Source organism: Deltaproteobacteria bacterium, from assembly GCA_016874735.1.
Taxonomy (GTDB): domain Bacteria; phylum Bdellovibrionota_B; class Oligoflexia; order Oligoflexales; family CAIYRB01; genus CAIYRB01.
In genome coordinates this window covers 47,563-68,453 of sequence record VGTI01000002.1, presented here as the reverse complement: position 1 = coordinate 68,453, position 20,891 = coordinate 47,563, and the positions used below count along the sequence as shown (strand labels likewise).

The following is a 20,891-nucleotide window of genomic DNA, read 5'->3' as shown; positions in this document are numbered from 1 at the left end:
GTATGGACGGAGTAAACCTGACAGTCGAGAGACAGAACGACGCACTGTTGATTGCGGGATTTCCCGAAGCTACAGAACAATCGCCCTGGCGCGCGGAACTGCTTGATGAAAATCGCATACTATTGCGTTCGGATGACATGTTACAAAACGCGAATAAGCAAAACCGCGGCACTGCAAGTCTCAGTGTCTTTGTCATGCGCGATTTTTTAATCGGTCTCGCGCAGTCAGGTTTCAGTGGTGTCGTTGCTGTGGACACTGGATTTGGCGTAAAAAGGCTCTTTCTGAACGATGGTAAATTGGTGTTTGCTGGTTCGAACCTGATCGATGACCGACTTGGTGAGGTGCTGTTTCGTGAGTCTAAGATCTCCCTAGATGATCTGACATCATCAGCCGCTGAGGTGACCAAAGTTAGAAAGTTTGGTCAGGTTCTCGTCTCAAGCAGTATACTTACTAAAGTGGATCTCTGGGATGCACTGAAGCTCCAAGTGCGTCAAATCCTCAGATCGATATTTATGTCTGATCAGCTATTTTGTGAAATCCATCCCGTTGCCGCGCCACCCAGCACGGAAGTTGTGTTTGCCGAAAGCTTCGCGCAGTTGGTACAAGAGGCTTTCAGCTATGGCGCGGCATACCGTGCGTTCCTTTCGAGGCTGCGGGCAGAGACAGAAGTTGCACTGCAATCAAGCGTGGAAACATTGCAACTGACATATCCAGCTGGAACATTTTACGGTGATATTATCTCTCTGATCGCGCAAGAACGCAGCGTGCAGACCCTTCTAGATCAGTCTAAGCTCATTGACGCTTACACAGTTGGGGCGTTGATGCATCTAGTGAATTCTGGCATCTGCAAAATCATTCCCGACAACGATCCTTTACCCAAAATGTCACCGACAATGGCAGCGCTGAAGAATACGCTCGACAGCTACGCCTTCGTCTTGCAGTCCTTGCGCAAAGTGTTTACCACTGCGCAAAAGGATTTCCCTATTGCGGATTTACGTAATTTCATTGAACGGTTGAATGATACGAGTATACAGACATTCTTCGTGGACGATCTGGGTAATCTCGAGCGCGATTGCGTGATTTCGATTATAAGCCAGTCGCAGGATAGTCTAGATCGGTTGCAGGTCGTGGTGAACAGAATCGAAAGCGTCATTCAATTCATGCTGCAAATAACCGGTGACCATTTGGACTTTAAAGCTGCGCAAGCCATTAGACATGAACTGCGGACGGGAAATACATGAAGACTGCAAAAGTGGGTAAACGTGACACCGGTTCACGGCGTAGCCGTCGCCACCAGGGAAGCGGCTCTGCAGCGCGAGATGATGCTAAGGCCGATCCCTTTGCGCCGCGGGAATTTCACGTCGATGGAGAATCAGCGATTGGTGAATACGCCCGTTTTGCACCAGGTAGTATTAAAGAGATTCTATATGTCGAGCGTGCTAAACTGCAGGCCGAACAATTGAAACAAAAGTACGCGCTACCCGTACCGCTGAGGCAGCGCATCATCGAGAGGGATATGCCACAGGCTGCTCCCTTATCCGCACTTGTTCAATTTCAGGCTAAAACTTTTAACGGTTTAGTCGAGCGTTTAAAACCGCGGAAAAAAGATGTGATTATCGCGCTCGATCATGTGACCGATCCTCGTAATTTGGGCGCGATCATTAGAAGCGCGGCCTTTTTCGGGGTCAAAGAGGTTCTAGTTCCAGAGCGCCGTCAGGTTCTGCTTACGCAAGCATCAGTTAACACCGCCCAAGGGGGGTTTGCGTTAACCGACCTGGTCATTACTGTGAATCTAAACCGGGCATTGAGCGCGCTCAAAGACGAGGGCTATTGGATCATCGGAGCCGCTATGGGGGGCGAGGAGTTCCGCACGCTAGCCTCCACTTATGAAAAAGTTGTGCTGGTACTTGGGGCCGAAGATACCGGACTTTCCAAACAAGTTACGGACTCTTGTGACCGATTGGCCGCTATTCCGAGCCTGGGCTCAGGGCTCGAATCCTTGAATGTCTCTGTTGCGGCCGGTATTTTTTTGTGTGAATTTACAAGGGTCGGAGCGGCAACGCCTTGACACCAGTGTCGAACCTATAGTATCCAATTGTCTCGACTAACCGGGGAACCTCTTGAATCCATTGGCTAATTCCATTGGGGTCAAATTGCCAACTGGGAAAGTCAGGTAGTGGTAGTTTGGTTATGGCGGTGGAGATCACGGCTCGCTGGCGTAGCTCAATTGGTAGAGCAGCTGATTTGTAATCAGCAGGTTGCGGGTTCAAGTCCCTTCGCCAGCTCCAGACGTCACTTCAGTAACGTGTCCAGTGTTTCGATGTGGAGGGTTGCCCGAGCGGCCAATGGGGGCGGGCTGTAAACCCGTTGACTTACGTCTTCGAAGGTTCGAATCCTTCACCCTCCACCACCTCCCATCTGATCGTCGCGATGAGGGGTTGAGAGAATAAGCATGATGTCTTTCTTAGGCCTCGCTGCAAATTCTCATTTCATATTCTGGCAAATCAGCTAGGATGCGGCGGTACAGGGCGGGAGTAGCTCAGCTGGCTAGAGCATTAGCCTTCCAAGCTAAGGGTCGCGGGTTCGAATCCCGTTTCCCGCTCCATTACAAGTGTGTTAGCAGATGGTGTCTATAAGTTAGGTGAGAGCAAGCCCGGGTGGCTCAGTGGTAGAGCACGTCCTTGGTAAGGACGGGGTCGTGGGTTCAATTCCCATCCCGGGCTCCATCAAACGACCAAGTGATCTGCCGCAGAGTAGATCAGTGGAAATTTAAAAAGAAAGTTTCGAGGCGCGTACGCCATAGCGGGAGGAACAGATGGCTAAGGAAAAGTTTGAACGTAAAAAACCACACGTTAACGTCGGTACTATCGGTCACGTCGACCACGGTAAGACCACGCTGACCGCGGCGATCACCAAAGTTATGGCACTGAAGTACGGCGGCTCGTTCATGGCGTACGATCAAATCGACAAGGCGCCGGAAGAGAAGGCTCGTGGTATCACGATCTCGACCGCCCACGTTGAGTACGAATCTGCGACGCGCCACTACGCGCACGTAGACTGCCCCGGTCACGCCGACTACGTTAAGAACATGATCACCGGTGCTGCTCAGATGGACGGCGCTATCCTCGTCGTTAGCGCTGCTGACGGCCCGATGCCCCAGACACGTGAGCACATTCTGCTCGCTCGTCAGGTCGGCGTGCCAAAGATTGTCGTCTTCATGAACAAATGTGACATGGTTGACGATCCTGAGCTTCTCGACCTCGTTGAGATGGAAGTTCGCGAGCTTCTCAACCAGTACAAGTTCCCAGGTGACGACACCCCGATCGTGAAGGGCTCGGCTTTGAAAGCTCTTGAAGCCAGCACTGCCGAAGACGACTGGGCGAAAAAAGTTGTCGAACTTATCGATAACTGCGACCAGTGGATCCCAATCCCTGAGCGTCCAGTTGACCAACCGTTCCTCATGCCAATCGAGGACGTTTTCTCGATTTCCGGTCGCGGTACAGTAGTTACTGGCCGTATCGAGCGCGGTATGGTTAAAGTCAACGAAGAACTTGAAATCGTGGGCATTCGTGACACTCAAAAGACCGTATGTACGGGCGTTGAGATGTTCCGTAAGATCCTCGACCAAGGTCAGGCTGGTGACAACGTGGGCGTACTGCTCCGCGGTACCAAGCGTGAAGACGTTGAGCGCGGCCAAGTCTTGGCTAAGCCAGGCACGATCAAACCTCACAAGAAGTTCAAAGCTTCTGTTTACATTCTCACCAAAGAAGAAGGCGGCCGCCACACCCCATTCTTCAAGAACTACCGTCCCCAGTTCTACTTCCGTACAACTGACGTGACTGGTACCATCACCCTGCCGGCTAACGTCGAGATGGTGATGCCTGGTGACAACGTGAACATGGATGTTGAATTACTGACCCCGATCGCCATGGACAAAGAGCTTCGCTTCGCTATCCGCGAAGGTGGCCGTACCGTTGGTGCCGGCGTTGTAGCTGAGATTATTACTGAGTAAGTAGTTTTAAACCGGGGCGTGAGCCCCGGTTTTTTTGGTTTGCTGACATAAAGTTACAGGCGAGTAGCTCCAATGGTAGAGCGGCGGATTCCAAATCCGCATGTTGTGGGTTCGAATCCCTCCTCGCCTGCCACCTTCATCCAGACTGAGGACTAATCCCGTGGCGAAAGACGATGCTTTTTGGTTGAATGCGGCCTATATCGTGTTTTTGCTTCTCACTGCCTACGTCACGTTCAAGGCGGCGGAGACGATTGGTATTCAGACAGGATGGCTTGAGCGGTTTGAGTGGTTTCACTACGCAGCCTACCTTGTGAGTGGTGCTGCAGGTGTGGGTGCGGCATGGGCTTTGAGGGCCGACCCTGCACGCAATGAGTATTTCCTTGCAGCGATCGGGGAATTACGTAAAGTTGCATGGCCAAGCTGGCCAGATACAAAACGCATGACTCTAGTGGTCTGTATAGTAGTCGGTATTTTTGCGGTCATAGTCGGTGTTTTCGATTTCTTTTGGTCGTGGACATTGAAGCATTTAATTGCATAACACGGCGGGGATTGCCCCTAGCTTGGTTTGATATGGTGAGTGTAATGAGCGATGAATCTAACATGACGGGGCAAGACGGCACAGTTGCAGTGCCAGTCGCAGCTAAGAATCCAAAATTCAAGTGGTATGTGGTACATACCTACTCGATGTTTGAAGAAAAAGCCAAGTCCACCTTGCTTGAGCGCATCAAACTCAACAAGATGGAAGAAAAATTTGGCGAGATCGTAGTGCCTAAGACTGCTCAGGAAACTGTCCTGAAGAGCGGCAAGAAAAAGAAAGTCGAGCGCAACGCGTTTCCGGGGTACATCATCGTTGAGATGGAGATGACCGAGGAAACTAACCATTTAGTGCGCGATACTCCGAAGATCACGGGATTTGTGGGAAATGTTCGGAATCCTAGACCCATTACGGATCAGGAAGTTCTGCGTCTCACCTCACCTGAAACCATCAAAGAGCAGACGAAGCAACAGGCTTCGACGCAAACCTTTGAGAAGGGTGAGTCCGTTAAGGTTATTGATGGCGCCTTTACCAACTTCGACGGCATCGTCGAAGCCGTGCAGGCGGATAAGATGAAGTTACGAATTTTAGTAAGTATTTTCGGAAGAGAAACCCCAGTAGAGCTGGACTACGGTCAGGTACAAAAATTGAGCTAAAGCGCTCAATAATAGTTAATGACCGCTTGACTTCAGATTGTGGTTTCCGTATAAAGCGTGTCTTCCGTTTTCCAGGTTTCTCGGCTACCAGTTATTGGTAAGGAGTTGAAGGTGGCAAAGAAGATCGTCGGCTATATCAAGCTGCAAATCCCAGCCGGCAAAGCCAATCCAGCGCCCCCGGTAGGGCCAGCGTTAGGCCAGCGTGGCGTCAACATTATGGCGTTCACTAAAGAGTTTAATGCGCGGACTCAGAAGCAAATTGGCTCTATTCTGCCGACCATTATTACGGTCTACGCAGATAAGTCTTTTTCCTTCATCACCAAGAGTCCGCCCGCATCTGACCTGCTCAAAAAAGCAGCTAAGATCGAAAAGGGTTCGCAGACCCCGAGTAAGGCAACATGTGGCTCGGTAACCCTCGCTCAAGTTAAAGAAATTGCGGCAATCAAGATGAAAGATCTTAATTGCTACGATGAAGCTGCAGCTGTGAAGATTATCTCTGGCTCTGCCCGCAGCATGGGGTTAGAGGTTCAAGGCTAATCCGGTGATTTGGTGTATCTAGGTTTTGGTTAAACGCCTCATTTGAGGCCGACATAGTAGGAGAGTAGCCCTTGAGGTTACTCGCTTGAACTACGGAGAATAGACAATGGCTAAACGTGGTAAAAAATACCGCGCGGCGCAGAGCGCTGTGGATCCTGTAAAGCAATATTCCCTGTCTGAGGCCGTCGGTCTCGTCAAGAAAACCACCTTCTGCAAATTCGATGCTACCCTTGATCTCGTCGTCAACTTGGGTGTAGATCCGCGGCAGGCTGATCAAAACGTACGTGGCGCAGTGCCGCTCCCTCATGGGCTAGGCAAGAGTGTGCGCATTATCGTGTTTGCTAAGGGTGAGAAAGCAACTCAAGCAAAGGTCGAGGGTGTCGTAGAGGTTGGTGGCGATGATCTAGCAGCCAAGATTCAAGGTGGCTGGATGGATTTCGATCAAGTTATCGCTACCCCGGACATGATGGGTGTGGTTGGTAAACTAGGTAAAGTGCTAGGTCCCCGTGGCCTGATGCCTAACCCAAAACTTGGTACCGTTACCTTCGATGTTTTGAAGGCAGTCAACGAGCTAAAAGCTGGCCGTACGGAATACCGTGTCGACAAAGCCGGTATTGTTCATTGTCCAGTCGGCAAAGTCAGCTTCGATGAAGATAAACTGGTGGAAAATGCCAAGGCTGTGTTGGACGCGCTTGTGAAAGCTAAGCCAGCAACAGCGAAGGGTACATACGTACAGCGTATCGGTTTGTCGTCAACGATGAGTCCTGGTGTCAAAGTTGACCCGGCTCCGTTCCGTCTCTAATTAGTCTCATGTCCTAAGGTAGGTGAGGGTATAACGCCATGGCAATGACAAAAGCTCGCAAGCATCAGCTTAAGGGCGAAATAGCTGAGCGTCTCAAGAAGGCTAACGCCGCAATTGTTGCAGAGTACCGTGGATTGACAGTGGCAGAGCTCACTGAATTACGGGTGAAGTTGCGCGAGTCCAACTCTGAATTCCGGGTTGTGAAGAACCGTGTAACCAAGGTAGCGATTCGCGAAGAAGCTGAAAACGTAGGGGCTATCTCTGGGTCTCTAAAGGGTCCTGTTGGGCTAGTAATTATTTACGGTGATCCGGCCCAGGCTGCCAAGTCTGTACTGGAGTTTGCAAAAGATAAAGAGAACTTCAAAGTTACCAGCGGAGTACTAGACGGCAAAGGCGTGTCTGCCGCTGACCTGAAGGCGATCTCTGAGTTGCCGACGATGGACGTTCTGCTAGCGCGCCTAGTTGGCACGCTAGTGGCACCACATCGTGGTCTGCTTGGTGTTCTAAACGGTGTTCCACGTCAGTTGGTGCAAGTCATCAACGCGATCAAGGATAAGAAAGCTAACTAATAGGTAAATGTATACCGCTTCGGATCGCGACGGGCGCCGAAGGTTGAGGAGGGAGTACGGTATGTCGAGCGTGACAAAAGAACAGGTGATCACATTCTTGGAAAACCTGACGCTGCTTGAAGCAGCTGAGCTGGTTAAGGAACTTGAAGACAAGTTCGGCGTGAGTGCAGCGGCTCCAGTAGCTGTTGCAGTCGCCCCTGGAGCAGCAGCAGCTCCAGTTGAAGAGCAAACTGAGTTCACCGTCGTTCTAGCTAACTCTGGCGACAAAAAGATCAACGTGATCAAAGAGATCCGTACGATCACTGGTCTAGGCTTGAAAGAAGCTAAAGACCTGGTTGAAGGCGCGCCAAAGACTGTTAAAGAAGGCGTTTCGAAAGAAGAAGCCGCTAAGATCAAGAAAGTGCTTGAAGAAGCTGGTGCTAAAGTCGAGCTTAAATAAGTTCGGATTAGCATTATCTGAGAAGGCTTCATTTGAAGTTTGGCAGTTAGAACCGCCTTTGGTGGCCGACTGCGTCAATGCCGAGTGTCTATGGACCCTGACGGGATTGATGCGTGTCGCCGCCTAGGCGGGGCTTAATTTTGTGTCATGGATATTATCTGTTGACATTTGTCAAGCCTATGGAAATGATTAGCCAGTTTGCGAATCTTGCAGTGCGACCTGAAGCGTGCCTATGTCACAGCTAGGCGGCGTGACTAGAGCCCGCTTTCCCTTGGATCTTTAGGAGAGCCCTATGACCTCCCTGGCAGCATCCTTTACGCGGCCAAGGAAGAATTTTGCCAAAATTCCTCCTGCTGTCGAAATCCCTTACCTGATTGAAGTCCAACGTAACAGCTACGAACAATTCCTGCAGATGGCAGTAGATCCCGACAAGCGCAAGAACGTCGGGCTCGAAGGCGTGTTCCGGTCGGTATTCCCGATTCAGGACTTCCAGGAGACTGCGTCCGTTGAGTTCGTGAGCTACGCGTTCGAGGAGCCCAAGTACACTGTGGACGAGTGTCGCCAGCGAGGGATGAGCTTTGCGGCTCCCTTGAAGGTAGTCATCCGTCTGGTTGTCTGGGACGTCGACAAGGACTCAGGGGTGAAGACGATCCGCGATGTCAAGGAGCAAGAGGTCTACTTCGGTGAGATCCCCCTGATGACTGATTCGGGTACGTTCATCATCAACGGGACCGAGCGGGTTGTTGTGTCCCAGCTGCATCGTTCAGCCGGTGTATTCTTCGACCATGACAAAGGCCGCAACAGTGCGACCGGGAAACTACTCTACACCGCCCGGATTATTCCGTACCGTGGTAGCTGGATGGATTTCGAGTTTGACTCGAAGGACATTCTGCACGTTCGGATCGATCGGCGGCGTAAATTGCATGCCACGACGCTGCTCAAGGCGCTTGGCTTCACGGAAGCGCAGCTTCTCGATTACTTCTACGAGAAGGAGCGGATTCGGGTACGTGAGGGCAAATTTGAGAAGAAATTGAACTTCGAGTTGTTGCGCGGTCAACGTGCTTCGGCGGACATCAAAGATCCGGACTCGGATAAGATTTATGTCAAAAAGAATCGTCGGATTACCCAAGGGATGATCCGTCAGATGCAGCAGGCAGGTCTTGAATATCAGGTCCTGACGGTTGATGATATGGTGGGCAAAGTTCTTGCCGCAGATGTTAAGGATCGCGACGGCAATGTAATCATTCCGTTGAACGCTGACCTTGACAAAGAGCTGATCAAGGAGATCATTTCACGCGGTGTGGACGAGATCGATATCTTGTTCATGGACCAGGTGAACGCTGATGCCTCGTTCAGGAATACCTTGGTGAGCGACCGTGGTGTTCAGACGCAAGATGCTGCGATTCTGGAGATTTATAAGCGCCTACGGCCAGGTGATCCACCAACTATCGAGCCGGCGCGCGCTCTTTTCGACAATCTATTCTTCAACTCCGATCGCTACGATTTGAGTACGGTAGGTCGTTTGAAACTGAACGAGCGTCTTGGCCTAGATCTGCCCCTAGAGCAGAGAACTCTGACTAAAGACGACATTCTTAAGACCGTTGGCTACCTGCTGCGGTTGAAGAACGGTAACGGCGAAATTGACGACATTGACCACTTAGGCAATCGTCGTGTGCGCGCTGTGGGCGAGCTTCTCGAGAATCAATACCGTATCGGTCTGTTGCGTATTGAGCGCGCCATTCGTGAGCGTCTCCAATTGCAGGATGTGGACACGTTATTGCCGCACGATTTTATCAATAACAAGCCTGCTTCAGCTGTGGTGAAGGAATTCTTCGGGTCTTCTCAGCTGAGCCAGTTCATGGATCAGACAAACCCGCTTTCTGAGGTAACTCACAAGCGGCGCTTGTCAGCGCTTGGACCAGGCGGTCTGTCGCGTGAGCGCGCGGGCTTTGAAGTGCGGGACGTTCACCCGACTCACTATGGCCGCATCTGCCCAGTAGAAACGCCTGAAGGTCCTAACATCGGTCTTATTTCGTCGCTGGCTAGCTATGCGCGTGTCAACGACTACGGCTTTATCGAGACACCATACAAAAACCTCCGGGCGGAAGATGGTGCTCCCACCGTGCGTTATTACTCTGCGTCGGAAGAGCATCGCGATCACGTGATTGCACAGGCTGCGTTGCCGGATGCACATAAACCCGACGAGTTAGTCGGTGTCCGTCGTCAAGGTGAAAGTGAAATCGCACGGGCAGAAGAAGCTGACCTGATGGACGTGTCGACCAATCAGTTGGTGTCGGTCGCTGCGTCGCTCATTCCGTTCCTTCAGAATGACGATGCTAACAGGGCCCTGATGGGTTCGAACATGCAACGGCAAGCTGTGCCTCTGCTGAAGACCCGGGCGCCGTTAATTGGTACCGGTCTCGAGCTGACGGTTGCCCGTGACTCCGGTGCTGCTGTCGTCGCTAAGCGCGACGGTACTGTAGTGTCCGTGGATGCGGACCGTATCGTCATCAAGACGAACGAAGACGATCCTGAGGCGCTCACTGAGGTCGGCGCGGACGTTGATATCTACAATTTGCAGAAGTACAAGCGATCCAACTTAGATACCTGCATCAATCAACGTCCAATCGTGCAAAAGGGTGAAGTTGTCCGCCGTGGCGATATCATCGCCGATGGTTTCGGTATCGAAACTGGGGAGTTGGCCTTGGGTCAGAACGTCGTCGTGGCGTTCATGCCCTGGAGTGGTTACAACTTCGAGGACTCCATCTTGATCTCTGAAAAGGTGGTCAAAGAGGACCAGTTTACCTCGATTCACATTCAAGAATTTGAATGTATCTCTCGTGACACCAAGTTAGGTCAGGAAGAGATCACAAGTGATATCCCGAACGTAGGTGAAGATGCGCTGCGCAATTTGGACGAGGCGGGGATTATCCGCATCGGCGCAGAGGTTCAGCCAAATGACATTCTCGTTGGGAAGATCACTCCGAAAGGTGAGACCCAGCTGACTCCAGAAGAGAAGCTACTGCGTGCCATTTTCGGCGAGAAAGCCGGTGACGTACGTGACACTTCTCTGAGAGTACCTCCAGGTGTGGTTGGTACGGTCATCGGTGCGAAGGTTTTCGCTCGAGCCGGGGCGGACAAAGATGTCCGTTCCACACAGATTGAAGAAGCTGAGATTCAAAAGCTACGGAAAGACGAGACTGACCGTATCAACATCATTAAGGACTCCGCTATCCGTAAGATGGCGCGGATCTCCGGCGGCGACGCGCTCGCTGCTGACGTGAAGGCTAAAGATGGTGCTGATGTTGTGGTTAAGAAGGGCACCGTAGTCGACTTGAACTTCTTAGAAGGTCTCGACTACGTACTTTGGGAGCAACTAAGCCTCAAGAGTGCGGAAAAGAACGGTCTGTTGCGTAAGGCTCTAGACAACCTACGTGATAAGATCAACCTTATCCGCTTCATGACGGAAGAGCAGATCAAGAAGATCAAGAAGGGGGATGAACTTCCTCCTGGTGTGATCAAAATGGTCAAAGTTTACATCGCCATCAAGCGTAAGCTGCAGGTTGGCGACAAGATGGCAGGCCGTCACGGCAACAAGGGTGTAGTATCCCGGATTCTACCGGAAGAAGACATGCCTTTCTTGGAGAACGGCCGGCCGGTGGACGTGGTGTTAAACCCGCTGGGTGTACCTTCGCGGATGAACATCGGTCAGATTCTTGAGACCCACTTAGGGTGGGCTGCTAAAGGGATTGGTGAGCGGCTCAATGAGATGCTCGAGGCCACCTTCGACCGTAAGGCGGTTGAGGAATATATTCTCAAGATCTGGGATGATGCGGAAGTGAAAGCTTTCGTTAAGTCCGCAACTGACGATCAGCTCAAGACATTTATTCGGAAGTACCGTGAAGGTGTGCACTTCGCCAATCCCGTGTTCGACGGCGCTAACGAAGCCGAGATCAAGAGTCATTTGCGACTCGCTGGTCTCAGCGAAGACGGGCAGGTCGATTTATACGACGGTCGTACCGGTAGCAAGTTTGATAACAGAGTGACCGTAGGTGTCATGTATGTGCTCAAGCTTCATCACTTGGTTGATGAGAAGATTCACGCTCGTTCGATTGGACCTTACTCACTTGTCACCCAGCAGCCGTTGGGTGGTAAGGCTCAGTTCGGTGGTCAGCGTCTTGGAGAGATGGAAGTGTGGGCGATGGAAGCCTACGGTGCAGCCCATACCCTTCAAGAGTTCCTGACAGTCAAGTCCGACGACTTGCTTGGTCGTACACGTATGTACGAATCGATTGTCAAGGGTCAGAACGCGATGACTCCGGGCTTGCCAGAAAGCTTTAACGTATTGGTGAAAGAGCTTCAGAGCCTAGGCCTAGACGTTAACCTGATCCGTGATGACGGGCAGGAGACTGGTATCGATGGGCTACAGCAGCAGTAACTCGGTGTTTTTTTTGCTACAGGTCCCTCAGTTTAGAGGAGTCGTGATTTGAAAGACTTACTTAATTTTTTCGATAAGCCGACCGATCCACTTAGCTTTAATGCTATTAAGATCTCGCTTGCCTCACCAGAGAAGATTCGGAGCTGGTCGTACGGTGAAGTGAAAAAGCCGGAGACAATCAACTACCGTACGTTCAAACCAGAGCGTGACGGCCTGTTCTGTGCCAAGATTTTTGGACCCGTTCGGGATTTCGAGTGTATTTGCGGCAAGTACAAACGCATGAAGCACCGCGGTATCGTCTGCGACAAGTGCGGCGTGGAAGTTATCCACTCGAAGGTACGGCGCGAGCGTCTCGGTCACATAAACTTGGCTACGCCTGTAGCTCACATCTGGTTTTTGAAGTCTTTGCCTTCACGTATCGGAGCGATGCTTGACATTACACTGAAGGACGTCGAGCGTATCCTTTACAGCGAATCCTACGTGGTTCTGGATCCGGGTAACAGTGATGTAACCAAGCTCAAGCCGGGTCAGGTGTTGTCGGAGGAGGACTATGAAGTTGCTCTCATCGATCACGGGAACGGGGCTTTCCGAGTCGGTGTTGGTGCAGAGGCGATTCTCGAGCTACTGTCCCAAGTGCGGATCGAAGATCTGGCTGAGGATCTACGACGCGACCTGCGTGACTGCAAAGCAGAGGCCACACGCAAAAAGCTGCAGAAACGCCTGAAGGTAGTCGAGGCCTTCAACCAACAAGATGCTACTGGCAACTTTTTGGCGAAGCCTCAGTGGATGATGCTTTCGGTAATCCCAGTATTGCCGCCTGATCTTCGTCCTTTAGTACCACTGGACGGGGGACGTTTCGCGACCTCCGATTTAAACGACCTGTACCGTCGCGTGATCAATCGGAACAACCGATTGCTGCGCTTGATTGAGTTGAACGCTCCCGAGATCATCATTCGGAACGAGAAGCGAATGCTGCAGGAAGCAGTTGACGCTCTCTTTGATAACGGTCGCCGTGGTAAGGTGTTCACCGGTCCTAACAAGCGCCCGCTGCGTTCCCTTTCCGATATGCTCAAAGGTAAGCAAGGCCGTTTCCGCCAAAACTTACTCGGTAAACGTGTAGACTACTCAGGTCGTTCCGTAATCGTGGTTGGTCCCGATCTGAGGCTGCATCAGTGTGGTCTGCCGAAGAAGATGGCGATCGAGCTCTTCAAGCCATTTCTGTATAACAAACTCGAAGAACACGGCATCGTATCGACGATTAAGAGCGCAAAGAAGCTGGTAGAGAAAGAACGACCAGAGGTCTGGGATTCTCTTGAGGAAGTGACCAAGGAGCACCCGGTACTACTGAACCGTGCACCAACCCTTCACAGGCTTGGTATTCAGGCTTTCGAGCCGGTACTCATCGAAGGTAAGGCGATTCAGCTACACCCGTTGGTCTGCTTTGCATTCAATGCTGACTTTGACGGTGACCAGATGGCTGTGCACATTCCGCTGTCCGTTGAGGCGCAGCTGGAAGCACGAGTGCTGATGATGTCGACCAATAACATTTTGTCGCCAGCATCCGGTAACCCCGTCATTGTTCCGACGCAGGATATCGTATTAGGTATTTACTACCTGACGCGTGAGGACATTGGTGCACCAGGCGCAGGTAAGATCTTTGGTAGCGTTGAGGAAGTTCGTGCTGCTTATGATCATGACGCCGTCGGCCTGCAAGCACCTATCTCGGTCCGTTTGCGTGGAAGCCGTGTGACCACTACAGTCGGCAGGGCGCTGTTGGCAGAGATTTTGCCGGACGAGATTCCGTTCGACATGATCAACAAGCCACTTGGTAAGAAAGAGCTTGCACGGCTCGTCAACGAAACTTTCCGCCGTTGTGGTCCTAAGCGGACCGTGCTGGTTGCTGACGCACTGCGTGCTACCGGTTACCGCTACTCGACTAAGGCAGGTCTGTCGATTGCGATCGGCGACATGGTTGTTCCTCAAATCAAGCAGAAATTGCTCGATGAGGCCTACGAAGAAGTCAAAAAGATCAAGGAGCAGTACTCCGAAGGTCTCTTGACCGAGGGCGAGCGCTACAACAAAGTTATCGATATCTGGGCGAAAGTGACCGAAGGTATCGCCGGAGAGATGTTTAAGAATATCTCTACCATGTCGCGCACTGACCACAAGGGTGCCGAGCAGCGCGTACCAAGTAACAACTCGATTTACATGATGGCTGACTCCGGTGCACGGGGCTCGGCGCAGCAGATTCGGCAGCTCGCAGGTATGCGCGGTTTGATGGCTAAGCCATCAGGTGAGATCATCGAGACGCCGATTACTTCGAACTTCCGTGAGGGTCTATCGGTTCTCGAGTACTTTACCTCGACTCACGGTGCTCGTAAGGGTCTAGCCGATACCGCATTGAAAACCGCTTCGTCAGGATATCTGACGCGCCGTCTCGTGGACGTTGCTCAGGATGCAATCATCTCCGAGTATGACTGTAAGACGGAAGAAGGCTTGATGTTGGTGCCGCTACGTGAGGGTAACGACATTAAGGAGTCTCTTGGTAAGCGGTCTTTAGGCCGGGTGACCCTCGAGGAAATCCGTCGTCCAAGCGACGGTCAAGTTCTCGTCCGCAAGAGCGAGTTGATCAACGAAGCATTGGCGGAAGCGATCGACAAAGCGGGCGTGGAGTCCGTGCGGGTCCGTTCGACCTTGACCTGCGAAAGCCGCGTTGGGGCGTGTGCCAAGTGCTACGGTCGTGACCTAGCTACTGGTCATTTAGTGAACGTGGGTGAGGCGGTTGGTGTAATCGCTGCACAGTCCATTGGTGAACCAGGTACGCAGCTAACCATGCGTACCTTCCACTTCGGTGGTGCTGTAAGCCATACAGTTGAGACCAGTGCGCAAGCGAGTCGCTTCTCAGGTACTGTGAAGTTCGTCGATCTGCGTTGCGTCACAAATCGTGAAGGCCATCTGGTGGTGCTCACGCGACAAGGTGAGATCCAGGTCGTCGGTGATGATGGCGCCGTCAAAGAGAAATATCCTATTATTTACGGCTCCACCCTGTCCGTTAAAGACGGGGACCGCGTAGCTGCTGGTGACAAGCTAGCAGTTTGGGATCCGTTTACCGTACCAATCATTGCGGAAGTGGCCGGTAGCGTTCGCTTTACCGATCTTCGTGAGGGTACCTCTCTCGAAGAGCGCGTTGACGAAGTTACTTTCCAAACGCAGCGGGTGGTCACGGAATTCCGCAGTGGAGACCTCAAGCCACGTCTTGAGATCGTCGATGACAGCGGCACGACCGTGAAGGTTTCCACCAAGAAGGATGCTGTCTACAACCTGCCTGCCGGTGCTATTGTGGTGCAAGCAGACCACTCCGTTGTTCACCCGGGTGACATTCTGGCGAAGATCCCACGCGAGACAACGAAGACCAAGGATATTACCGGTGGTCTACCGCGAGTTGCTGAGCTCTTCGAAGCTCGGAAACCTAAGGACCTTGCGATCATGGCCGACCGTGATGGACACATTAGCTTTGGTAACGACACCAAGGGTAAACGCAAGTTGGTCTTGACGGATGATGCTGGTGATTTCAAAGAGTATCTGATTCCCAAGGGCAAACACGTTGTCGTCACCGACGGTGACTACGTCCGGAAGGGCGAGCTTCTAGTTGACGGTCAGGTCAACCCACACGAGATTTTGGAAGTCCTTGGTAGGGTTGCTTTGGCTAAGTTCTTAGTTGATAACATCCAGGAAGTGTACCGTCTGCAAGGCGTAGAGATTAACGATAAGCACATCGAAGTGATCGTCCGTCAGATGGTCCGCCGCGTGAAGATCGCGGATCCGGGTGATACCAAGTTCTTACCTGGCGAGCAGGTTGATCGTCATGAACTCATTGATGTCAACGCCACCATGCGTGAGCAAGGTAAGGCGGAAGCCACAGCCGAGTCACTGTTGCTAGGTATTACGAAGGCGTCGCTGTCCACGGAGAGCTTCATTTCCGCCGCTTCGTTCCAGGAAACTACCAAAGTGTTGACCGAAGCTTCGATCAACAGCAAAGTCGACTTCCTGCGCGGGCTAAAGGAAAACGTCATCATGGGACGTCTCATTCCTGCGGGTACCGGGGCAAAAGTGTACCGGGATCTGAAGGCAGAGGTGGGTACCAGCCGTCGTCTTCCGGCCGGCACTGCACCGCTAGAGCAGTCAGCTGCTCAGTAATGTGCAATTGTGATGCGAAGAGTGTGTGTCTGTAAGGTTTTGGGGTTGCCAGGTGCGGCCCCTTCTGGTAGCTATACTTGCCGCGAACATCCAGTGAATCTCGGAACTAGCGGTAACATGCTGATTTGATTAGAAAAAGGTTGGATTACATGCCTACAATTGGCCAGATCATCAAAAAAGGGCGCAGCAAGCTCAAGATTAAGAGTAAGTCGCCTGCTCTCACCGGTAGCCCTATGCGTCGCGGTGTTTGCGTGCGCGTCTACACCACGACCCCCAAGAAGCCAAACTCCGCTCTACGGAAAGTGGCTCGGGTTCGTCTTACTAATGGCATCGAAGTAACTTCATACATCGGTGGTGAAGGTCACAACTTACAAGAGCACAGCGTTGTTATGGTACGCGGTGGTCGGGTTAAGGACTTGCCAGGTGTGCGTTACCACATCATCAGGGGTACTCTTGACACCAGTGGTGTCGCCAACCGTAAGCAGAGCCGCAGCAAATACGGCGCTAAACGTCCGAAGGCATAACAGGGAGATAGTATAAATGGCACGTCGCCGCGAAATTCCGAAACGCGAGATCCTCCCGGATCCGAAGTATAAAGATGTTTTAGTCGCCAAGTTCGTCAATTGCATGATGAAGCACGGCAAAAAGTCCGCCGCAGAGAAGGCATTCTACGGCGCGATCGACATTCTTGATGGCAAGGGCAATCAGGCTATTGCTCCTTACAAGAATGGAGTCGATGTCTTCCGCGCAGCCGTTGAGAATGCGCGGCCTCTCGTCGAAGTTAAGTCTCGTCGGGTTGGTGGTTCCAACTACCAGGTGCCAGTCGAGGTACGGCCAGAGCGTCGTCAAGCGCTGGCAATTCGTTGGCTGATCGAGTTCTCCCGTGGCCGTCCTGGTCGCAGCATGGGTGAGCGTCTGGCTAGTGAGTTGCTCGATGCCGCCAACAAGCGTGGTGCTACCATCAAGCGTCGTGAAGACGTACACAAGATGGCCGATGCCAACAAAGCGTTCGCGCACTACCGTTGGTGATTCTAGTTTAGTTTGTGTAGGGGCGGCCTTTATAGCCGCCCCTTTGCTTTTGTGTATTTTGCGGAATTGGTAAGATCCTGTCTTAATGGGATGGTGGTGATGGCTCCGAAGAAAACAGATTTGGCTGCATTTCGTAACATTGGCATCATGGCCCACATTGATGCCGGCAAAACGACGACCACCGAGCGGATCTTGTATTATACGGGCAAGATCCACAAGATCGGGGAGGTTCACGAGGGCAGTGCCACGATGGACTGGATGATTCAGGAGCAGGAGCGCGGGATCACCATTACTTCCGCCGCTATCACGTGCTACTGGAAGAATCATCGTATCAACATCATTGATACTCCGGGTCACGTGGATTTCACTGTGGAAGTGGAACGTTCTCTGCGTGTGCTTGACGGTGCCGTCGCGGTATTCGACGGCGTCCACGGTGTTGAACCGCAGTCAGAGACCGTTTGGCGTCAGGCCAATAAGTACCAAGTCGCGCGGATCGCATTTATCAATAAGTTAGATCGTGTTGGCGCCGACTTCCAAGCGAGTGTTGATTCGATTAGAGAGCGTCTCGCGGCAAATCCGCTGATTTTCCAATTGCCGATCGGACGTGAGGAAAACTTTGCCGGATTGGTTGACCTTATCAGTCGTAAGGCCATGGTGTGGGGCGAGGAGGATGACAGTAAGGGGCAGAAGTACGACGTGATCCCCGTTCCCCCGGATATGGTGGACGATGTTGAATTGGCTCGGGAGCAGCTCATTGAGACCATTGCAGGTACGGATGAAGCCCTAACCGAAAAGTATCTTGAGGGAGCCGAGATTAGCGAAGCGGAGCTTTGGGCTGCAGCGCGACGCGCAACCATTGGCTTCAAATTTGTGCCAGTATTTGGGGGATCTGCTTTCAAGAATAAGGGTATTCAGCCACTGCTTGATGCGGTCGTAGCTCTACTGCCGTCGCCGCTTGATTTGCCTGACGTGGAGGGCCTGTCAGCCGATGACAAGGAATTGGCGATCAGTCGTAAACGCACTCCGGACGAGCCAATGTCTGGATTGGTTTTTAAGATCGTCAGTGATCCATTTGTCGGTCAGTTAGCCTATGCTCGCATATACTCAGGCACCATTGAGGTTGGAACTACCGTCTACAACGCTAGAACGCACAAGCGCGAGCGTGTCGCCAAGATTCTGACAATGCACGCCAACCAAAGGGAAGAGGTGCAGCAGGCCAGTGCAGGCGAGATCGTAGCGCTAGCTGGCCTAAAAATGGTTGCTACAGGGGATACCATTTGTGAACAGAAAGCACCGATACGTTACGAATCGGTACAGTTCCCTGCACCCGTGATTGCGGTCGCCATTGAGCCAAAAAGCGCTGCCGACAGTGATAAACTTTCCAAGTCACTTGAGCGCTTGGCGGTTGAGGATCCAACATTCCGCGTGTCTCAGGATGCCGAAACGGCGCAGACCTTGATAAGCGGCATGGGCGAACTTCATCTGGAGATCATAGTTGATCGCCTCAAGCGGGAGTTTCGCGTCGATGCCAATGTGGGTGCGCCGCAGGTATCGTACCGGGAGTCTATCGCTGGTCACGCTAATGCCGAGGAAGTTTTTGAGCGCGAGACTGCTGGACTTCATCAATATGCCGGTGTGCGGATTGAGGTTAGCGCGCTTGAGGGCGAAGCAGCCCAGGGGGGGCTCTTGTTCGAAAATAAAGCTCCGGCTCACGAGGTCCCAGCAGCGTTCGTTAAGGGCGTCCGTATGGGGCTTGAGGAGAGCATGCAGGCGGGCCCTATCGCAGGATTCCCAGTCATTGGGGTCAAAGCGGTGTTGAAAGGCGGCATCTATCAGGAAAACGTCTCCGACGAAATTGCCTTCAAAATTGCCGCGGCATCCGCTCTGCGCGCGGCACTGCGTAAGGCTCAGCCGCGCCTTTTAGAGCCGGTTATGGCTATCGAAGTGTTGGTACCTGATAATTATCTGTCAAACATCATCACTGACCTCAATAGTCGTCATGCACGCGTGAACAACGTTACCGTTCGTGGTCATTTACAGGTCGTCGAGGCGTCAGCGCCGCTAGCGGAGATGTTTGGATATTCGACGCAGCTACGCTCAATTTCTCAAGGACGTGCGACCTATACCATGCGTTTCTCGCACTACGATCCAGTTTCTAAACAGACGCTTGAACGTATCACGGGCGGTTACTCTTCTTGACAGACGCCTCACTCATCGGTAAAAAACTCGTCTCGGCATTATTCGATGTCCGAGATGGATTTTATGCGGGTATAGCTCAGTTGGTTAGAGCGCTACGTTGACATCGTAGAGGTCCGCCGTTCAAGTCGGCGTACCCGTACCATCCTCCTCTCAATTCCTGAATAATCGACTGAAATCACTGCGATAAATTAGACCGCCCTCAATTTTATCAGGCATGCACCGATGTTCTTTTTGGGATCATCGCGCGAAGGGCCTGAACAAACTTGGAATTTTACTCAGTAAGCTGGCTAAACTTGGTGAGCATTGCCGTTCTTGTGGCGATGAGTCCTTATATTCTTTTCCTGGGTATTTCTGGGTTTATCACTCTGGGGCGCCGCAGACCTCAACCAGAAATCGAGTCCAAGCAGGCTGCTGTGACATTTGCTGTTGTCATCCCGGCTCACAATGAGGGGCTTTCCATTGGTCGCACCATCGCGTCTTTGCAGCGGGTCGAGTATCCCGCCGATAGACTACAGATCATTGTCGTTGCCGATAATTGCGACGATGACACGGCGATGATTGCCAGATCTGCTGGGGTTTTTGTCTTAGAGCGACGCGATGAAAAACGTCGCAGTAAGGGCCATGCTCTCGCAGATGTTTTACCGCGTATCCTTGGGGACCAAAAGTTTACCGCGGTGCAGGCGGTTGTGGTTGTCGATGCCGATACGTTAGTCGACCCTCAGGCCTTGCGCGCACTACAAGCCCCGCTCCTAGGCGGAGGGCGCTGGATACAGGGACTTGATGTCGTTGCTAACGAAATGGAGAGCTGGCGGACCAAACTAATGGCCTTCGGCTTCGCTTTGTTCAATGGCACATTCCAGATCGGAACCCAATTCATTACAGGGAGCGCTCATCTCCGCGGCAATGGCATGTGCTTTAGCCGCGAGGCACTGGAAAGAGTCCCGTGGCAGGCGGGTGGCCTGGCTGAAGATCTCGAGTTTAGTTGGCGGTTACGTTTAGCAGGCGAAAGCGTTCAGTTTATTCCAACTGCTATATTCCGCGCCGAAATGCCTATATCCGGGCGGGTATCGGTGAGTCAGCGGAGGCGCTGGGAAAAGGGTCGTCACGGCCTTTGGGCTCAACTAAGAAAACCGATACTGCAGGCAAATGCTCCTAAAACCAGAAAAATTCTCTGGGCCATTGATCTCACAATGCCATCATTCACGACGATCGTAGCGTGGTATCTGGTGAGTGTGATGGCATTTGTTGCTAGCGGTTTTGGTGTTGCGAGTCTTAGTCGTATAGCTAACGCAATCCTGCTAGCCAGCTATGGTTTGTTTTTGGGAGTCTACGTTCTCAGCCCGTTTCTCAGGTTCGGCCTGCCCTGGGCGACACTCACGGCATTGGTTCAGCTCCCCTATTACGCCTTGTGGCGTACCGTCATTGCACTTGGACGTGCTCCGCGTCGGTGGGTACGAACGGAGCGAAGGTAATATAAG

The 20,891-nt window shown here is 52.2% G+C and carries 15 protein-coding genes and 6 tRNA genes; all 21 read left to right on the top strand.

Features of this window, described 5'->3' with window-relative positions:
• The first annotated feature begins 2 nt into the window (after positions 1-2).
• The 21 genes from FJ146_01865 to FJ146_01765 all read left to right on the top strand — a co-directional run bounded on the left by FJ146_01865 (position 3) and on the right by FJ146_01765 (position 20,885).
• Positions 3-1,241, top strand: a complete 1,239-nt coding sequence (locus tag FJ146_01865; protein MBM4250696.1) for a DUF4388 domain-containing protein — start codon at positions 3-5, stop codon at positions 1,239-1,241.
• Complete coding sequence (locus FJ146_01860) at positions 1,238-2,068, top strand: RNA methyltransferase (protein ID MBM4250695.1); 831 nt, start codon at positions 1,238-1,240, stop codon at positions 2,066-2,068. The genes FJ146_01865 and FJ146_01860 overlap by 4 nt, the downstream gene beginning before the upstream one ends.
• 144 nt (positions 2,069-2,212) lie before the next feature.
• A tRNA-Thr gene (locus tag FJ146_01855) sits at positions 2,213-2,288 on the top strand.
• Between the two features lie 36 nt (positions 2,289-2,324).
• Positions 2,325-2,410 (top strand) — tRNA-Tyr (locus FJ146_01850).
• Between the two features lie 118 nt (positions 2,411-2,528).
• Positions 2,529-2,605, top strand: a tRNA-Gly gene (locus FJ146_01845).
• A 46-nt stretch (positions 2,606-2,651) separates the two neighbouring features.
• Positions 2,652-2,726, top strand: a tRNA-Thr gene (locus tag FJ146_01840).
• Between the two features lie 89 nt (positions 2,727-2,815).
• Positions 2,816-4,012, top strand: coding sequence for an elongation factor Tu (tuf, locus tag FJ146_01835; protein ID MBM4250694.1), 1,197 nt, complete (start codon positions 2,816-2,818; stop codon positions 4,010-4,012).
• A 57-nt stretch (positions 4,013-4,069) separates the two neighbouring features.
• Positions 4,070-4,145 (top strand) — tRNA-Trp (locus FJ146_01830).
• Positions 4,113-4,550: a preprotein translocase subunit SecE gene (gene secE / locus FJ146_01825; GenBank protein ID MBM4250693.1), complete on the top strand. Its 438-nt coding sequence runs from the start codon at positions 4,113-4,115 to the stop codon at positions 4,548-4,550. Before FJ146_01830 ends, secE begins: the two co-directional genes overlap by 33 nt.
• A gap of 62 nt (positions 4,551-4,612) precedes the next feature.
• The gene (gene nusG, locus FJ146_01820; GenBank protein MBM4250692.1) at positions 4,613-5,203 is read left to right on the top strand and encodes a transcription termination/antitermination protein NusG; all 591 of its coding nucleotides are present in this window, start codon (positions 4,613-4,615) and stop codon (positions 5,201-5,203) included.
• A gap of 111 nt (positions 5,204-5,314) precedes the next feature.
• Entirely contained in the window at positions 5,315-5,740 is a 426-nt protein-coding gene (rplK, locus tag FJ146_01815) for a 50S ribosomal protein L11 (protein MBM4250691.1), read from the top strand.
• 106 nt (positions 5,741-5,846) lie between these two features.
• On the top strand, positions 5,847-6,542 hold the full coding sequence (locus FJ146_01810) for a 50S ribosomal protein L1 (GenBank protein MBM4250690.1): 696 nt from the start codon (positions 5,847-5,849) through the stop codon (positions 6,540-6,542).
• Between the two features lie 38 nt (positions 6,543-6,580).
• On the top strand, positions 6,581-7,111 hold the full coding sequence (locus FJ146_01805) for a 50S ribosomal protein L10 (protein MBM4250689.1): 531 nt from the start codon (positions 6,581-6,583) through the stop codon (positions 7,109-7,111).
• Positions 7,112-7,172: 61 nt separating this feature from the next.
• Entirely contained in the window at positions 7,173-7,550 is a 378-nt protein-coding gene (locus tag FJ146_01800) for a 50S ribosomal protein L7/L12 (protein ID MBM4250688.1), read from the top strand.
• A 292-nt stretch (positions 7,551-7,842) separates the two neighbouring features.
• On the top strand, positions 7,843-11,988 hold the full coding sequence (rpoB, locus tag FJ146_01795) for a DNA-directed RNA polymerase subunit beta (GenBank protein MBM4250687.1): 4,146 nt from the start codon (positions 7,843-7,845) through the stop codon (positions 11,986-11,988).
• 48 nt (positions 11,989-12,036) lie between these two features.
• Positions 12,037-16,185: a DNA-directed RNA polymerase subunit beta' gene (rpoC, locus tag FJ146_01790; protein ID MBM4250686.1), complete on the top strand. Its 4,149-nt coding sequence runs from the start codon at positions 12,037-12,039 to the stop codon at positions 16,183-16,185.
• A gap of 149 nt (positions 16,186-16,334) precedes the next feature.
• On the top strand, positions 16,335-16,709 hold the full coding sequence (locus FJ146_01785) for a 30S ribosomal protein S12 (GenBank protein MBM4250685.1): 375 nt from the start codon (positions 16,335-16,337) through the stop codon (positions 16,707-16,709).
• 16 nt (positions 16,710-16,725) lie between these two features.
• Positions 16,726-17,214: a 30S ribosomal protein S7 gene (gene rpsG / locus FJ146_01780; GenBank protein ID MBM4250684.1), complete on the top strand. Its 489-nt coding sequence runs from the start codon at positions 16,726-16,728 to the stop codon at positions 17,212-17,214.
• Between the two features lie 99 nt (positions 17,215-17,313).
• On the top strand, positions 17,314-19,413 hold the full coding sequence (gene fusA, locus FJ146_01775; protein ID MBM4250683.1) for an elongation factor G: 2,100 nt from the start codon (positions 17,314-17,316) through the stop codon (positions 19,411-19,413).
• Between the two features lie 65 nt (positions 19,414-19,478).
• A tRNA-Val gene (locus tag FJ146_01770) sits at positions 19,479-19,555 on the top strand.
• A 121-nt stretch (positions 19,556-19,676) separates the two neighbouring features.
• Positions 19,677-20,885 carry a glycosyltransferase gene (locus FJ146_01765; protein ID MBM4250682.1) on the top strand — a complete coding sequence of 403 codons (1,209 nt, stop codon included), beginning with the start codon at positions 19,677-19,679 and terminating at the stop codon, positions 20,883-20,885.
• The last annotated feature ends 6 nt before the right edge of the window (positions 20,886-20,891 follow it).